At 63.4% G+C, this 13,771-nt stretch carries 15 protein-coding genes; 3 read left to right on the top strand and 12 right to left on the bottom strand.

The window, feature by feature from the left end; translation table 11 throughout:
• Positions 1-4 precede the first annotated feature (4 nt).
• Positions 5-961 carry a C-terminal binding protein gene (locus NKH13_RS14585; RefSeq protein ID WP_352717771.1) on the top strand — a complete coding sequence of 319 codons (957 nt, stop codon included), beginning with the start codon at positions 5-7 and terminating at the stop codon, positions 959-961.
• A gap of 234 nt (positions 962-1,195) precedes the next feature.
• Here the strand turns inward: NKH13_RS14585 and NKH13_RS14580 are convergent, their stop codons facing one another.
• The 8 genes from NKH13_RS14580 to NKH13_RS14545 all read right to left on the bottom strand — a co-directional run bounded on the left by NKH13_RS14580 (position 1,196) and on the right by NKH13_RS14545 (position 8,523).
• Positions 1,196-1,675 (bottom strand): MaoC/PaaZ C-terminal domain-containing protein, encoded by a 480-nt coding sequence (locus NKH13_RS14580; RefSeq protein WP_352717773.1) that lies wholly within the window; start codon positions 1,673-1,675, stop codon positions 1,196-1,198.
• A 1-nt stretch (position 1,676) separates the two neighbouring features.
• A complete protein-coding gene (locus NKH13_RS14575) occupies positions 1,677-2,753 on the bottom strand; it encodes a Gfo/Idh/MocA family protein (protein ID WP_352717774.1) in 1,077 nt (358 codons plus the stop codon).
• Positions 2,746-3,075 (bottom strand): L-rhamnose mutarotase, encoded by a 330-nt coding sequence (locus tag NKH13_RS14570; RefSeq protein ID WP_023676093.1) that lies wholly within the window; start codon positions 3,073-3,075, stop codon positions 2,746-2,748. Before NKH13_RS14570 ends, NKH13_RS14575 begins: the two co-directional genes overlap by 8 nt.
• 9 nt (positions 3,076-3,084) lie before the next feature.
• On the bottom strand, positions 3,085-4,197 hold the full coding sequence (locus NKH13_RS14565) for a mandelate racemase/muconate lactonizing enzyme family protein (protein WP_352912863.1): 1,113 nt from the start codon (positions 4,195-4,197) through the stop codon (positions 3,085-3,087).
• Between the two features lie 4 nt (positions 4,198-4,201).
• Positions 4,202-5,299, bottom strand: a complete 1,098-nt coding sequence (locus NKH13_RS14560; protein WP_352912862.1) for an ABC transporter ATP-binding protein — start codon at positions 5,297-5,299, stop codon at positions 4,202-4,204.
• Between the two features lies 1 nt (position 5,300).
• Positions 5,301-6,167, bottom strand: coding sequence for a carbohydrate ABC transporter permease (locus NKH13_RS14555; RefSeq protein ID WP_352465970.1), 867 nt, complete (start codon positions 6,165-6,167; stop codon positions 5,301-5,303).
• 2 nt (positions 6,168-6,169) lie between these two features.
• A complete protein-coding gene (locus tag NKH13_RS14550; protein WP_352660447.1) occupies positions 6,170-7,066 on the bottom strand; it encodes a carbohydrate ABC transporter permease in 897 nt (298 codons plus the stop codon).
• A gap of 140 nt (positions 7,067-7,206) precedes the next feature.
• Entirely contained in the window at positions 7,207-8,523 is a 1,317-nt protein-coding gene (locus NKH13_RS14545) for an ABC transporter substrate-binding protein (RefSeq protein ID WP_352912861.1), read from the bottom strand.
• A gap of 156 nt (positions 8,524-8,679) precedes the next feature.
• Between NKH13_RS14545 and NKH13_RS14540 the strand changes: the two genes are divergently transcribed.
• Together NKH13_RS14540 and NKH13_RS14535 are read left to right on the top strand one after the other, a co-directional pair.
• Entirely contained in the window at positions 8,680-9,468 is a 789-nt protein-coding gene (locus NKH13_RS14540; RefSeq protein ID WP_352912860.1) for an IclR family transcriptional regulator, read from the top strand.
• A gap of 67 nt (positions 9,469-9,535) precedes the next feature.
• Positions 9,536-10,372, top strand: coding sequence for an amidohydrolase family protein (locus NKH13_RS14535; RefSeq protein WP_352912859.1), 837 nt, complete (start codon positions 9,536-9,538; stop codon positions 10,370-10,372).
• A gap of 6 nt (positions 10,373-10,378) precedes the next feature.
• Here the strand turns inward: NKH13_RS14535 and NKH13_RS14530 are convergent, their stop codons facing one another.
• The 4 genes from NKH13_RS14530 to NKH13_RS14515 are packed head-to-tail and all read right to left on the bottom strand — an operon-like array spanning position 10,379 to position 13,770.
• Positions 10,379-11,344: an ABC transporter permease gene (locus NKH13_RS14530; RefSeq protein ID WP_352912858.1), complete on the bottom strand. Its 966-nt coding sequence runs from the start codon at positions 11,342-11,344 to the stop codon at positions 10,379-10,381.
• A 5-nt stretch (positions 11,345-11,349) separates the two neighbouring features.
• Positions 11,350-12,300: an ABC transporter permease gene (locus tag NKH13_RS14525; RefSeq protein WP_352912857.1), complete on the bottom strand. Its 951-nt coding sequence runs from the start codon at positions 12,298-12,300 to the stop codon at positions 11,350-11,352.
• Positions 12,297-13,040, bottom strand: a complete 744-nt coding sequence (locus NKH13_RS14520; RefSeq protein WP_352717785.1) for an ATP-binding cassette domain-containing protein — start codon at positions 13,038-13,040, stop codon at positions 12,297-12,299. The genes NKH13_RS14525 and NKH13_RS14520 overlap by 4 nt, the downstream gene beginning before the upstream one ends.
• A complete protein-coding gene (locus NKH13_RS14515; protein ID WP_352717787.1) occupies positions 13,033-13,770 on the bottom strand; it encodes an ATP-binding cassette domain-containing protein in 738 nt (245 codons plus the stop codon). Before NKH13_RS14515 ends, NKH13_RS14520 begins: the two co-directional genes overlap by 8 nt.
• Between the last annotated feature and the right edge of the window lies 1 nt (position 13,771).

The following is a 13,771-nucleotide window of genomic DNA, read 5'->3' as shown; positions in this document are numbered from 1 at the left end:
TGGCATGAAGATCATCAAGACCGACGGTGTGCTGTCAGTCGAGGAGGAGCAGCTGCGCTACCTCGACGGCTTGAACGTCGAGTTTGTCGAAAAGACGCTGCTCACGGAAGATGCCCTGATCGAACACTGCCGCGACGCCGACGCATTGATGGTATTGCGGGAGCCGATCACGGGTCGCGTCTTGGCGGAACTGAAGAGGCTCAAGGTCATCGGACGGTTCGGCGTAGGGCTCGACTCGATCGACGTCGAGGCCGCCAGCCGTGCCGGTGTTCAGGTAACCTACGTGCCGGACGCCAATCTGGTTGAAGTCAGCACCCACGCTATGGCCCTGATCCTGGCCTTGACGCGCAGGCTGAAGCAGTTCGACAGCGCGGTGCGTGCCGGCCGCTGGGCTGCAATGACCGATGGCGCCGGCATCACGCGGCCCGACAGGCAGATCCTCGGCGTGATCGGCTTCGGCCAGATCGGGCGGCTGACTGCCGAGCGGGCGCGGGTCTTCGGCTTTCATATCATCGCATACGACCCGCATATGCCGGCGGAGCGCATTACGGCCGGCGGTGCTGAACCGGTCGGTTTCGATGAGCTGCTTGCCAGGGCCGACATCGTCTCGTTGCATGTTCCAGCGACACCGGAAACCAGAAACATCATGTCGGCGCAAGCCCTCTCGCGCATGAAGGAAGGGGCGATGCTCATCAACGTGTCCCGTGGCGGCCTGGTTGACGAGGTCGCGTTGGCGGATTTGATCCGGCGCAGCCATTTGGCAGGCGCCGGCATCGACACATTCGAGCAGGAGCCGCCTTCGCCCGACAATCCGCTGCTGGCGCTGGACGCCGTCCTGGTCAGTCCACACGCGGCGCACTACTCGACCCAGTCTTACGCGGAGGTTCGCAACAAGGTGTTTGCCGATGTCGCAGCGGTCCTGCGCGGCGGCAAGCCGGTATATCCGGTCAACCGGATATGACCAATTCCCGATGTCGGCACCATCCGCTGCCTGTCGACAGTTCCACCTTAACGTTCGGGGGCAGGCGCCCTTGAGCGCGACCTCGGCAAGCGGATAAAGACGGGAGTGGGTGATGTGAATTCGCATTTTTTGCCGACAGTGCCACATTTTGTTCTTGCTTTGTGCCGGCAGCTACTAATTTGCGTATGGTGCTGATTCGCACCGAGGAGCCGCCGCAAGGCGGTTTTTTTGTCTTTAGGTTTCAGCGCGATCGGTCGAGGCTCTGCTCGGCTTGTCGCGACGCTCGACGATGTAGATGTGGTCGGCGACCAGCACCACGTCGCCATGCTGGTTGATCACCTCGCAGCGCTCGACGACCCGGCCTGAATCGGGCCGCTTCGGGTCGTCTTCCTTGGCCGATATGGTGGTGCGGGTCCTGATCGTATCGCCGATGAACACCGGCTTGATGAAGCGCAGTCTGTCGTAGCCATAGGAGAAGGCAACCGGGTTGACGACGCTTGCCGTCAGCCCGACGCCGACCGAAAAGACCAGCGTGCCGTGGGCGATGCGCTGGCCGAACGGCGTCGCCTTCATGAACTCGGCGTCCATGTGGTGGGGAAAGAAATCGCCGGTATGGCCGGCATGGACGACGAAGTCGGTCTCGGTGATGGTGCGCCCGCTGGTCATGCGCGACGAGCCGATCTGGTAGTCCTCAAAGTAGATCGTCTGCTCCATGTCAGGGCCTCGCCGCTATCGGTGTTGCCGGCGCCGCGCTCGATTGGTAGGCGGCTTCGACCAGCGCCATGGTGTTCCAGCCGTCCTCGACGGAACTGACAAGCTCGGCGTCCTCGCCCGACACGTAGCGCTGGACATTGGCCATGCGGCCGGCAAAGGCGTCCGGAAACCATGCGCCGACGAGTGGAACCGCAATCCAGTCCGTGCCGCCTTTGGGGTAGATTTCGAGAATGTCCGGCTCGCCGCGCGGATAGTCGAGGTTGACGCCTAATTTGAGGTAAGCGGCGCCTTCGGTGCCGCAGATGCGGAATTCGCAGGCCTGGTGTTTTCGACCGAATTTGTGATCGTGGTTGATCGACAGCGCACAGCGGACGGTGTCGCCATAGTCGAGGATCGCGCTGGTGCGCGTTTGCGCAACCTTATGGCCGGGATGGCCCAGTGTCTTGGCGTGAACCCCCTTGGGGTCGCCGAGCAATTGCCGGATTAGGTCGAGATAATGGATCGAATGCATGGCGATCTCGACGCGCGGCGCCTGCAACAGGAATTCCCAGAGCTGCCAGGGTGTTGCCAGCGCCAGCCATGCGTCGAAATCGACCACGTCGCCGAGCCAGCCCTTGGCGATAGCATCCTTGAGCGCCAGCATCATCGGCGCAAAGCGCAGCTGGAAATTCACCGCCGCCTTGAGGTTTTTGGAACGGCAGATTTCAAGGATCTCGGTCGCCTGGCTGAGGTCACTTCCCATCGGCTTCTGGATCAGCGCCACCGCACCATCGGGCAGCGCCCTGAGCACGCCGGCATGATAGGCCGGCGGCGTCGCCAGATCGAAGACGACGTCCTTGATTGACGCAGCTTCCTCGAGCGACCGGTAAGCGGTGACGCCCCATTTCTGCGCCAGTTTTTCCGCCTTGGCCAGGTCGGGGTCGAAAAGCCCGGCAACCGGGAAACCGGCTTTCCCATAGGCCGGGAAATGCGCATCGCCGACGATCGAGCCGGCGCCGAAAATCACGATCGGCCTGGGCTTTGACGGCTGTGCCCAGGCCTGGGAGAGCGAGGAAGGATCGAAAATGTCATCAGTCATAATGGAAGACTTCGTCCATCGACGCCCACCACTCACCCTCCTTGCGGGTCGGCAGCGGCTCCTGGCATGGCATGCACAGCGCCCACCATTCCTGCGTCGTGGGGTCGGCGGCCATCTTGGCCATGTCGGCGGCATAGTCGGTGCCGTGGTACTCGAAGGTGCTGAACAAAAGGTGCTCCGGCTCCCTCAGATAAATCGAATAATTCTTGATGTTGCAGGCGGAAATCATCTTGAGGACGTCCGGCCACACAGCAGCGTGAAGCCGCACGTACTCGGCGACTTTCTCCGGCTTGAGGCCGAGCACCATTCCCATTCGCTGCATGTCCGACTCCTATTTTACTATCGGCGTGGTGAATTCCGCGATGCTCTTCGCCTTGATCGCATCCCAGTCCCAGTCGATGCCGATGCCGGGCTCGTCCGGCGCCAATGCGTGCCCGTCCTCGATACGCATTTTCTTCCCGGTCAGCTCGTCGAGCTGGGGAATATACTCGACATATCTGCCGTTCTGAACGGCGCATGTCAGGCTGACATGCAGTTCCATCAGGAAATGCGGGCAGACCGGTATGTCGAACGCCTCGGCTGCATGCGCCACCTTCAGCCACGGCGTGATGCCGCCGATGCGGCCGACATCGACCTGCACGATCGAACACGCGCCCTTTTGCATATATTCGCGGAAATGCCGGATCGAATAGAGCGACTCGCCGATGGCGATCGGCGTCGATGTGGCATTCGACAGCCGCACATGGCCGTCAATGTCGTCGGCTGGCAGCGGTTCCTCGATCCAGGCGAGGTCGAGTTCACGCAAGCGTTCGGCCCGGCGGATTGCCTCGTCGACCGAAAAGCCCTGGTTGCAGTCGGTCATGATCTCGTAGGAGTCTCCAACCGCCCGGCGCACCGCCGTCAGGCGGGCAAGATCCTCGGAGCCGTGCGGCTTGCCGATCTTGACCTTCGAGCCGCGAAAGCCCTTGGCCTTGGCGTCCAGTGCATCCTCGACCAGCGCCCCGTTCTCGATATGCAGCCAGCCGCCTTCCGTCGTGTAAAGCGGGCAGCGGTCCTTGGCGCCACCGGCCAGCTTCCACAGCGGCAGGCCCTGTTTCTTCGCCCGCAGATCCCAAAGCGCAGTGTCGATGGCCGCGAGCGCGATTGCCGTGATCGCGCCGATCGTCGTGGCATGGGTGGCGAACTCCAGCTCGTGCCAGATCGCCTCGATCATGTCGGCGTCGCGGCCAATCAGCCGCGGTGCAAGGTGGTCGGCCAGCAGCCGCATCACCGACGAGCCGCCGGTGCCGATCGTATAGCTGTAGCCGGTGCCGACCGCGCCGTCGGCATCGGTGATGGTGACGATCGGTGTTTCCTGTGAGACAAAACTCTGGATGGCATCGGTGCGCTTGACCTTAGGCATCAGGTCGACCATCCGCAGTTCGACTTTCTCGATCTTTGCCATGATTTTAACCTCGCAATGTCTTGCCCGTTTCGGCAGAAAACAGATGGGCCTGCGACAGGTCCAGGCTCATCTTGACCCGGTCGCCGGCTTTGAGCGGCTTTGGATTGAGCATGCGCGATACCCAGTCGCTGCCGTTGAATTCGGCAAACACCAGCGTCTCGTTGCCGAGTGGTTCTGTGACGGTCACCGGCAGTTCCACCTGGTGGACGTCGACCTCTTCGCCGGAACTGATGCCGTGTCCCGTCGGATAGATGTCGTCGGGCCTGAGGCCGAACACGACTTTGTCGCCGGTTCCGACATTGGCCTTGAACTGGCTGGGCAGAGGCAATCTCTCGCCGCTGGCGAACAGCAGCTGTCCGTCGTCGACAACCGCCTCGTGCAAATTCATCGGCGGCGAGCCGATGAAGCCGGCCACGAAGCGTGTCTGCGGCCGGCGGAAGACCTCGTCGGGTGTGCCGACCTGCTCGATGAAACCGTCGCGCATGATGACGATGCGGTCGGCCAATGTCATCGCTTCGACCTGGTCGTGGGTGACGTAGATCACCGTCGACCGGACCTTGGCATGCAGTTTCTTGATCTCGGTGCGCATCTGCGTCCGAAGCTTGGCGTCGAGATTGGAAAGCGGCTCGTCGAACAGGAAGACGTCGGGATCGCGCACAATGGCGCGACCCATGGCGACGCGCTGGCGCTGTCCGCCCGACAGCTGCGACGGCCGGCGGTCGAGCAATTGGTCGAGGCCAAGAATGCCGGACGCCTCGGCGACGCGGCGGTCCATTTCATCTTTCGCGGCGCCGGCTATTTTTAGTGAGAAACCCAGGTTTTCGCGCACCGTCATATGCGGATAGAGCGCGTAGGACTGGAACACCATCGAGATGTTGCGCGAGCGCGGCGGCAGGTCGTTGACCATGCGGCCGCCGATCTCGATGACCCCGTCGCTGATCGCCTCGAGGCCGGCGATCATGCGCAGGGTCGTCGACTTGCCGCAGCCGGACGGCCCGACAAGCGCGATGAATTCGCGGTCGGCGACCTCGAGGTCGATGCCGTGCACCACCGCCACCGGACCATAGCTCTTGGTGAGTTTCTTGAGCGATACAGTTGCCATGTCAGCCTTTCACCGCGCCGGAAGTGAGGCCGCCGACGAGATGTTTCTGGACGATGAAGGTAAGCGTGAGCGCCGGTATGATCATGACCACGGCCAGCGCGCACATGCCGCGCCAGTCGATGGTGAATTCGGCCGTATAGTCGAGCAGGCCGACCGGCAGGGTCTTGGAGTTGATCGAGCGTGTCAGCTGCGAGGCGAGCGCGAACTCGTTCCAGGAGGTGAGGAAGGCAAAGATGCCGGCCGAGGCGATGCCGGGGCCGGCGAGCGGAAACTCGACCTGCCAGAAGGCCTGCCAGCGCGTGCAGCCGTCGATCTGCGCCGCCTCGGCGAGGTCTTTCGGCACCTGGCGGAAAAAGCCGTCGATCAGCCAGACGGTGAAGGGCACGTTGAGTGCGACATAGACCAGGATCAGCCCGAAATGCGTATCGATGATGCCGAGCCGCGCAAAGACGAAGAACAGCGGCAGCGACAGTGCGATGCCGGGCACCGTGCGCGTCAGCATCAGGCCGAGGAACATCGCCGATTTGGCGCGGAAGCGATAGCGCGCAAAGGCATAGCCGCCGGCCATGCCGATGACGATGGCGATCACCGTCGAGGTCACCGAGATGATCAGCGAATTGCGGAAGTAGTCGAGCACCGGAATGCCGCCCTGGCCGACGCCGCTGAACATGGCGATGTAGGCGTCGAGCGAGAGTTGCTGCGGGATCCACACCGGCGGCTTGGCCATGATCTCGACGGTCGGCCGGAGCGACGACAGCACGATCCAGATGCCGGGCAGGCAGATGACCAGCATGGCCAGGAACAGTCCGATGCCGTGAACGATGCCGAGCGCTTTGTTGCCGACGCGATGCAGGCTGTTCTGGTCCATCCTCACCACTCCGCCGCGATCTGCGTGCGCGCCGCGGCGAGCTTGCGGTAGAAATAGACGGTGAACAGGATCGACAGCAGGATCGAGAAATAGGCCATGGCATTGGCCATTCCCATCCTGGCGTCGCTGTAGGCAGTGCGGGCGACGAGCGTCCAGACCAGTTCGGTGCGGCCGGCGGGGCCGCCGTCGGTCATGATCTTGACGATGTCATAGGCGCGCGCGACGTCGAGAGAACGGATGGTCATGGCGATGAAGGCAAACGGCATGATGAACGGCCAGGTGACATAGCGGAATGTCTGCCACGGCGTGCAGCCGTCGACGCGGGCCGCCTCGACCGGTTCGCGCGGCATCGCCAGCAGCCCGGCCAGGATGAGGATCGCGAACACCGAGGTCGACGACCAGATCTCGGCGATCAGGATGGCGATGAAGGCGAGATTGCCGTCGATCAGCCACGGGATGGCGCGGTCGGTCAGGCCGAGCCCCTGCAGGGCATTGTTCACCAGGCCGATATTGTCGTTGAACATGAATTTGAACTGGAAGCCCACGAGGATCGGCGAAAACATCATCGGAAACATCATGATGGTGCGCAGAACCCGCTGGCCGCGCGATGCCTTCTCCACCAGCAGGGCCAGCCCGAGCCCGATCAGCATTTCCAGGTTGAGCGCGACGGTCAGCAGCACCACGGTGCGGGCAAAGGCGACCCAGAAAGCGCGGCTGGTCAGGATGGCGACGTAGTTGCGCGCGCCGATGAAGACCCAGAACGTCTCCGGCCTGGTCAGCCGGAACGGCGTGAAGCTGGAGTAGAGCGAAAGCAGCAACGGCACCACCACCACCGCCGCCAGCACGATCACCGCCGGCAGCAGGAGCAGCAATGGTGGCGAGGGTCTCCAGCCTTTCATGTCGATCCGGTTCTGGTTGGCGCCCGGACACCGAAGGCCGCCATTGGCGAGCTGGGATCAAGACAAAGCGTGTTGCGCATGGTCCGAAAAAAATGCGGGGCGCCGCTCTTCGATAAGCGCAGCGCCCCTTGGGAGAATGGTCAAAGCTTGCCGGCGTCCTCGAGGATTTGCGTGGCCTTGGCGGCAGCGTCGTCCAGCGCCTGCTTGGAGGTCTTGTCGCCAAGGATGGCGGCCTGCAATTCGGGATAGACGGCGTTGGAGATTTCGATCCATTCAGGTGTCTGCGGCACGGCAAAAGCGTGCTTTGCCTCTTCCTGGAAAGCCGCCAGCACTTCCTTCTTATAGGGATCGCTGGCCGCCTGCTGGATGTCCCAGTCCCACACCGCCGTGCGGGTCGGCAGTGGGCCGCTTGCCGCCTCGAGCTTCTGGCTGTCCTCATTGGTCAGGAACCAGACCAGCGACGCCGCAGCTTCCTTGCTGGCGCAGTTTTCGGTGACCGAAAATCCGTGGTGCCCCGACCAGCCGGTGCGAATGCCGGCCGATCCCTTCGGCGCCACCTTCACGCCGACATTGCCGGCGACCTTCGACGACTTTGGATCGTTGAAGAAGCCTGCCCAGCCCGGCCAGTCGAGGTTGATGGCGACGGTGCCTGAGGCAAAGCCTTGGCCGAGATCGTCCCACAGATAGTTGGTGGTGCCGGCCGGCACCGCCTTGGCCTTATAGAGATTGACGAACCAGTCGAGCGCGTGCACGCCGGCTTCCGAGTTGAAGGCCGGCTTGCCATCCTTGTCGAGGTATTCGCCGCCGTCGGCGATGAGCATCTCGTAAAAGCGGCCGTTGATCGCCTCTTCCTTGCCGGCGAACTGGGTGCCATAGAAATCGGGCGGGCTGGCGAAGAATTCCGCCTGCTGGGCGACCTCGTCCCAGGTGTCGGGTGGTGTCAGGTCCTTGCCGTATTTGGCCTTGTAGGCGGCCTTCTTGGCTTCGTCCTGGTAGAGGCTCTTCTGGTAATAGAGCGCCGAGACGTCGAACTGCGCGCGCGGCAGCATTACCAGCTTGCCCTCGAGCGTCGAGGCCTTGATCGTCGACGGCACGAAGGCGTCGATCTCCTCCTTCGGCAGCAGCTTGTTGAGATCGGTGTAGATATCAGGATATTGCGGCGCGAAGGACGAGTGGTTGGAGCCGACGCACCAGTTGATGCTGCCGGAGGCGATGTCCGACTTGATCTCCTTGTCGAGCTCGAAGTGGTTTTTCTTCGAGATCACGTTGACCTTGGCGCCGGTCAGTTTTTCCCATTCGCCGATGCGCGCGTAGAGCCCTTCATATTGCTGGCCGCCGATCAGCTTGGCGTCGATAGTGACGCCGTCGAATTTGCCGGGCAGGTCGGCAGCAAGGGCACTCGCACCCAGTGCGAGCAGCGTTGCGCCGGCCGACAGGCCGCAAAACAGTTTCGTCATTGGTATCCTCCCAAGGGTCTGCGTCGATCCATAGTGGGGTCGATCGGCAGCTTCATTCATATACAAACAAAACATTTATAGGATCGTCAAGCCGAAAGTTCTTCCGGAAGCAACCGTTATGCGTATATGAAATGTGAAATTCACTGGAGAAGCCCAATGGCAGAGGACGAGGAAGACGAGCGCTATCGAGCCCCGGCGTTGGACAAGGGGCTCGACATCCTCGAGCTGCTGGCCGGCGTCGACGGCGGCCTGACGCAGGCGGAAATCGCCAAGAAACTCGACCGCAGCCCGAATGAGTTCTACCGCATGCTGGATCGGCTGGTGCGGCGCGGCTACGTCACGCGTCCCGATGGCGACCGCTATTCGCTGACGCTCAAGCTGTTTGGCCTGACGCAGCTGCACGCGCCGGTGCGCCGGCTGGTTTCCTATGCGACGCCGCTGATGCGCGAACTGGCCGAAACCACACAGCAGGCAAATCAGCTCGTCGTCTTCGATCGCGGTTCCGCCGTGGTCATTGCCCAGCAGGAAGCGCCGGATTACTGGGGCATCTCTATCCGCGTCGGCTCGCATATCAGCCTGTTCGACACCGGGTCCGGCCATGTATTGCTGGCGTTCCGCCCGCCGGAAGAGCGGCAGATGATGATCTCCGAACATCTGCGCAGCACCGACAAGCCGCCGCAGTCGCCGGAATTCTTTGCTCGCCTCGACCAGATTAGGGAACGCGGCTACGAGATGATGGCGTCGATGCAGACGGCCGGCGTGTTCAACCTGTCGACGCCCGTTCTCGGCTCAGACGGCAAGGCGATCGCCGCACTGTCGATCCCGTACATAACCCTGGTCAACGCACTCAAGGCGCCCGACATCACCAGGACGATAGAGCTGTTGCTGGCAGCGACCGAAAAGCTGTCGCAACTGGCGGGATCGACCGTCAAGCAATCGAGATAAATTCTTATTTGAATGAACAATTTCTCCGTGAGATGATCTCGACGTCGCCAAGGAGGAGAGCGCCACCATGATCTTCGACACTCATCTGCACCTGATCGACCAGTCCGCGCTGCGCTATCCCTGGCTGGCCGGCGTGCCGGCGCTCAACCGCGATTTCTCCTACGACGAATATGCAGTCCAGGCCCGCCGCGCAGGCATCGAGGGCGCACTGCATATGGAGGTCGATGTCGATCCAGCAGACATCGAGGCCGAAACCGGCCATGTCAAAGCGCTCTCGCAGCAAAAGGGCAGTTTGCTGAGGGGAGCGATTGCCTCCTGCCGTCCGGAAGAGCCAGGCTTTGCCGCTTATCTCGAGCGCCAGCGCGCCGATCCTTTCGTCAAAGGCTTTCGCCGGGTGCTGCACGTCATGCCGGATGAGCTCTCGGAAGGCGCGCTGTTCCGCGAAAACATCAAGCGGCTAGCCGGCAGCGGCCTGACCTTCGACCTCGTCGTTCTGCCCCACCAGATCCCCAAGGCGATCGCACTCGCCGACCTCGCGCCGGACGTGCAGTTCGTGCTCGACCATTGCGGCGTGCCCGACATCAAGGGTGGTGCCGAGCACCCCTGGCGCGAGCATATGGCAGAGATCGCGCGGCGACCGAACGTCGTCGGCAAAATTTCCGGTGTGGTCGCCTATGCGGATGCCGGATCCTGGACTGTCGAAACGCTGCGTTCCTATGTCGAGCACACCATCGAATGTTTCGGCTGGGACCGCGTCGTCTGGGGGAGCGACTGGCCGGTCTGCACGCTCGGCGGCGGGCTTGCGACCTGGATTGCGGCAACGCACGCGCTGCTTGCCGGCACCAGCACCGATGAACGGCGAAAGCTGCTCTCCGGCAACGCCAAGCGGCTGTGGAGTTTGTAGGCCGGCTCAGATGGTCGCCGACACGTGCCGCTCGCGGCCGTAGAGCGAAACCAGGAGCACGATGACCAGGCCAAGTGCCGCCTGCACCGTCGAGGGCCGGAAGCCGAGGCCGATCAGCAGCGTGTTGATCTCCGTCAGCACCAGCACGCCGGCAACGGTGCCGAAATAGCTGCCGCGGCCGCCGACAAGGGCGGCGCCGCCGACCACCACTGCCGCAATCGTCTGGAACAGATAGGGTTGGCCGACATCGCCATAGGCGGAGCCGGTGAAGCCGAGCAGCAGCACGCCGGCCGCGGCGGCAAAGAAGGCGCTCGCGGCATAGGTGACCGTCCACATTCGGACTGGATCGATCAGCGCCAGCGGCGCAGCACCTGGGTTGCTGCCCAGCGCATAGAGACGGCGGCCGTATGGCGTGCGCGCCAGCACCAGCGCCACCAGCAAGGTCAGCACCGCGACGCATGGCACCAGCCCCGGCACCGGCAGCGGTCCGACCGAACCGCCAATCGAAACGAAGGCGGAAACCGCTGCAGGCGCCGATCCGGATGGAAAGCCGCCGGTCCACAACAGGACAGCACCTTGCACGATCATGCCGACGCCGAGCGTCACGATCAGCGGGTGGATATCGAGCCCGCGCGAGATCAGGCCGTTCAGCGCCCCGATCAGTATGGCGAGCGCGACGACGACCGCGCAGACAAGAGCAAAATTCCAGCCGCCGCCGTAGAGCTGTGCGGCAACGACATTGGCAAAGCCGATGATGAACGGGATCGACAGATCGATGCCGCCGAGAATGACGACGAGGGTCTGGCCGATCGATGCCACCGCCAGCAGCGAGGCGATCACCAACAGTGCCCGAATGGCGAAGGGCTGGGAGTAGCCCGGAATGAGCAAGGTGCCAAGGAGATGCAAGGCGACAGCGACGGCAAAGGCACCGGCGACGCGGGCATTGGTGGATTGGAACCAGGTCTGGCGCATGCTTCTCAGCCTTTCCGCCCTGATAGCCGCTCCTGCAGCGCCGTCATGATCACGGCCACAACCAGGATCGCGCCATAGGCGATCTGCAGCACATAGGTGGAGACGTTGAAGGCGGTCAGCACGCTCTGCAGCAGGAAGATGTCGATAGCGCCGATCGCGGCCCCGGCGAGCCCGCCGCGTCCGCCGGCAAGACTGACGCCGCCGAGCGCCACCGCGGCAATCGCTATCAGCGTGTAGGTTGGCCCGATATTGGGGTCGGCCGAACCGATCAAGGCGGTCAGCATCAGGCCGGCACAGGCGGCAAGTATGCCGGTCATGACATAGGCGATGAAACGCACTTTGGTGACTGGAACGCCGGCCGTGTAAGCGGCGCGGTCGTCGCTGCCCACCGCCATCAGCTGGTCGTAATAAGGCGTCTGCCGCACCAGCCACCAGAACAGGAAGATCAGCGCCAGCGGCAGTGCCGACCAGGGTCCAGCCATCGCCTTCAGCCAGCCCGGCGCCGGCCCGATCGGCGCCGGCAGGATGGTCAGCGTCATGCCGGTGAGGATCAGATAGGTGCCGAGCGTCGCAACGATCGGCTGGATGCGGACGATGGTCGCCAGAACGCCGTTGGCGGCGCCGACGATCGCGCCGATCAGAAGCGCCGCCGGCACGATGACCAGCGGCGAAGACATGCCAAGCCTGAGAAACAGCAGCTGGATCACCATCGCATTGACGAAGCCCATCAGCGGCCCGACGGAAATGTCGATGCCGCCGCGCCCGGCGAGGATCACAGGAGCCGAGGCGAGCGCTGCGCCGATCAGCGGCGCGGCGAGCCCGATCAGCGCGCCCCAGGCGGCAGGCTGGAAGCGCGCCGGATTGAGCAGCAGATTGACCGCGATCAGGATCGTCAGCAGCACTGTCGCAAAGCCAGCGCCGCGCCATCGCGCCGCCATGCGCCGCAACCCGCTCATGCGGCGCGACCGAACATGGCGGCGATCACCGCATCGCTTTTCATCGCGTCTCCGGTGATTTCAGCCGCCACCTGCTGTTCGCGGAACACCAGCACGCGATGGCAAAGCAGCAGGATCTCCTCGATCTCGCTCGACAGGATGACAAGCGCCATCCCGTCCGCCGCAAGGCTGCGGAACACGTCATAAAGGACATGGCGCGTCGCCACGTCGACACCACGCGTGGGATCATTGAGCAGCAGGATCGCCGGTTCCAGCGCCAGTGCACGGGCCAGCAGGATTTTCTGCTGGTTGCCACCGGAAAGCGTGGTGATCGGGGCGTCCGGCCGTGGCGCGATGATCGACAGTCTGTCCCGATAGCTCTCATAGCGCTGCCGCCGCGCGGCGAAGCTGAGCAGGCCAAAACGCATATCGCGCGACAGCGTCGAGACGGCAAAATTGTCGAGCACCGATTGGGTCGGAAAAATGCCGGTGGTGCGCCGGTCGCGCGGCAAATAGGCGATGCCGCCGGCGACCGCCTTGCGGAAATTGGTGATCGCGCGCGCTCCGGTTGGCGCCTCGACGGTCACCTCGCCGCCAGCCGAGCGTTCCAGACCGGCTAGCACTTTCAGGAACCGCTCCTGTCCATGGCCGTCGAGACCTGCAAGGCCGACGATCTCGCCCGGCGCAATGGTTTGCGTCATGGGGCTTGCGCCCGGCGCGATCACCAGGCCGCGCACCGAAAGGCTGGCGCGATCAGCCATGCGCCAGCACCGCCGCCGTGCGTGGCGCCATCGCCTTGAGAAGCTCGGATGCGGTGGACGTGCCGCGTTCCTCAGTCGTCACCACGCTGCCGCCGCGCAGCACGGAAATCCGGTCCGAAAGCGCCATCACCTCGTCCATGCGATGGGTGATGAACAGGATCAGGCAGCCTTCCGAGGCAAGCTTGCGCATCATGGCAAAGACCGCCTCGCGGTCGGCAAAGTCGAGCGCCGCCGTAACCTCGTCGAGGATGAGAATGCGCGGGCTACGGACCACGGCGCGGGCGAGCACCACCAATTGCTGAACCGCAAGCGGCAATTGCCCGGTCAACTGGTCGAGCGGGATCTCGGTCACAGCGAAGCGCTTCAGCACCGCTTGCGCGCATCGCCGCCGCTCGGCGCGCGGCACGGTGCGCGTCAGCAGGCCGTCGAGGCCGAGCAGGATGTTGTCGGTGACCGAACGGTCAGGCGCGATCAGCACTTCCTGGAACACGGTGGCGAACCCGGCGGCCTGGAACGCCGCCGGCGAGAGGCCGGCAAAGGGCACTCCGTCGAGCAGGATCGCGCCGTTGTCCGGCTGGACGATTCCCGACAGCAGCTTGACCAGCGTGCTCTTGCCCGAACCATTCTCGCCCAGGATGGTGTGGATCGTGCCGGCGCGGAATGCGATTGAGGCATCGGCCAGCGCAATCGTCTCACCGTAGCGTTTCGAGATGGCCTGGACTTCCAGCATG

It is taken from the genome of Mesorhizobium sp. M1348 (assembly GCF_040317925.1).
In the GTDB taxonomy this organism is placed as follows: domain Bacteria; phylum Pseudomonadota; class Alphaproteobacteria; order Rhizobiales; family Rhizobiaceae; genus Mesorhizobium.
The sequence above is the reverse complement of the archived record's forward strand: the minus strand, read 5'-3'. Positions and strand labels throughout refer to the sequence as shown.

What these genes read in the sequence shown, in the direction of transcription:
- NKH13_RS14585 (WP_352717771.1), top strand. Translation starts at nt 5, where the DNA reads ATGAAGATCATCAAGACCGACGGTGTGCTGTCAGTCGAGGAGGAGCAG.
- NKH13_RS14580 (WP_352717773.1), bottom strand. Translation starts at nt 1,675, where the DNA reads ATGGAGCAGACGATCTACTTTGAGGACTACCAGATCGGCTCGTCGCGC.
- NKH13_RS14575 (WP_352717774.1), bottom strand. Translation starts at nt 2,753, where the DNA reads ATGACTGATGACATTTTCGATCCTTCCTCGCTCTCCCAGGCCTGGGCA.
- NKH13_RS14570 (WP_023676093.1), bottom strand. Translation starts at nt 3,075, where the DNA reads ATGCAGCGAATGGGAATGGTGCTCGGCCTCAAGCCGGAGAAAGTCGCC.
- NKH13_RS14565 (WP_352912863.1), bottom strand. Translation starts at nt 4,197, where the DNA reads ATGGCAAAGATCGAGAAAGTCGAACTGCGGATGGTCGACCTGATGCCT.
- NKH13_RS14560 (WP_352912862.1), bottom strand. Translation starts at nt 5,299, where the DNA reads ATGGCAACTGTATCGCTCAAGAAACTCACCAAGAGCTATGGTCCGGTG.
- NKH13_RS14555 (WP_352465970.1), bottom strand. Translation starts at nt 6,167, where the DNA reads ATGGACCAGAACAGCCTGCATCGCGTCGGCAACAAAGCGCTCGGCATC.
- NKH13_RS14550 (WP_352660447.1), bottom strand. Translation starts at nt 7,066, where the DNA reads ATGAAAGGCTGGAGACCCTCGCCACCATTGCTGCTCCTGCTGCCGGCG.
- NKH13_RS14545 (WP_352912861.1), bottom strand. Translation starts at nt 8,523, where the DNA reads ATGACGAAACTGTTTTGCGGCCTGTCGGCCGGCGCAACGCTGCTCGCA.
- NKH13_RS14540 (WP_352912860.1), top strand. Translation starts at nt 8,680, where the DNA reads ATGGCAGAGGACGAGGAAGACGAGCGCTATCGAGCCCCGGCGTTGGAC.
- NKH13_RS14535 (WP_352912859.1), top strand. Translation starts at nt 9,536, where the DNA reads ATGATCTTCGACACTCATCTGCACCTGATCGACCAGTCCGCGCTGCGC.
- NKH13_RS14530 (WP_352912858.1), bottom strand. Translation starts at nt 11,344, where the DNA reads ATGCGCCAGACCTGGTTCCAATCCACCAATGCCCGCGTCGCCGGTGCC.
- NKH13_RS14525 (WP_352912857.1), bottom strand. Translation starts at nt 12,300, where the DNA reads ATGAGCGGGTTGCGGCGCATGGCGGCGCGATGGCGCGGCGCTGGCTTT.
- NKH13_RS14520 (WP_352717785.1), bottom strand. Translation starts at nt 13,040, where the DNA reads ATGGCTGATCGCGCCAGCCTTTCGGTGCGCGGCCTGGTGATCGCGCCG.
- NKH13_RS14515 (WP_352717787.1), bottom strand. Translation starts at nt 13,770, where the DNA reads ATGCTGGAAGTCCAGGCCATCTCGAAACGCTACGGTGAGACGATTGCG.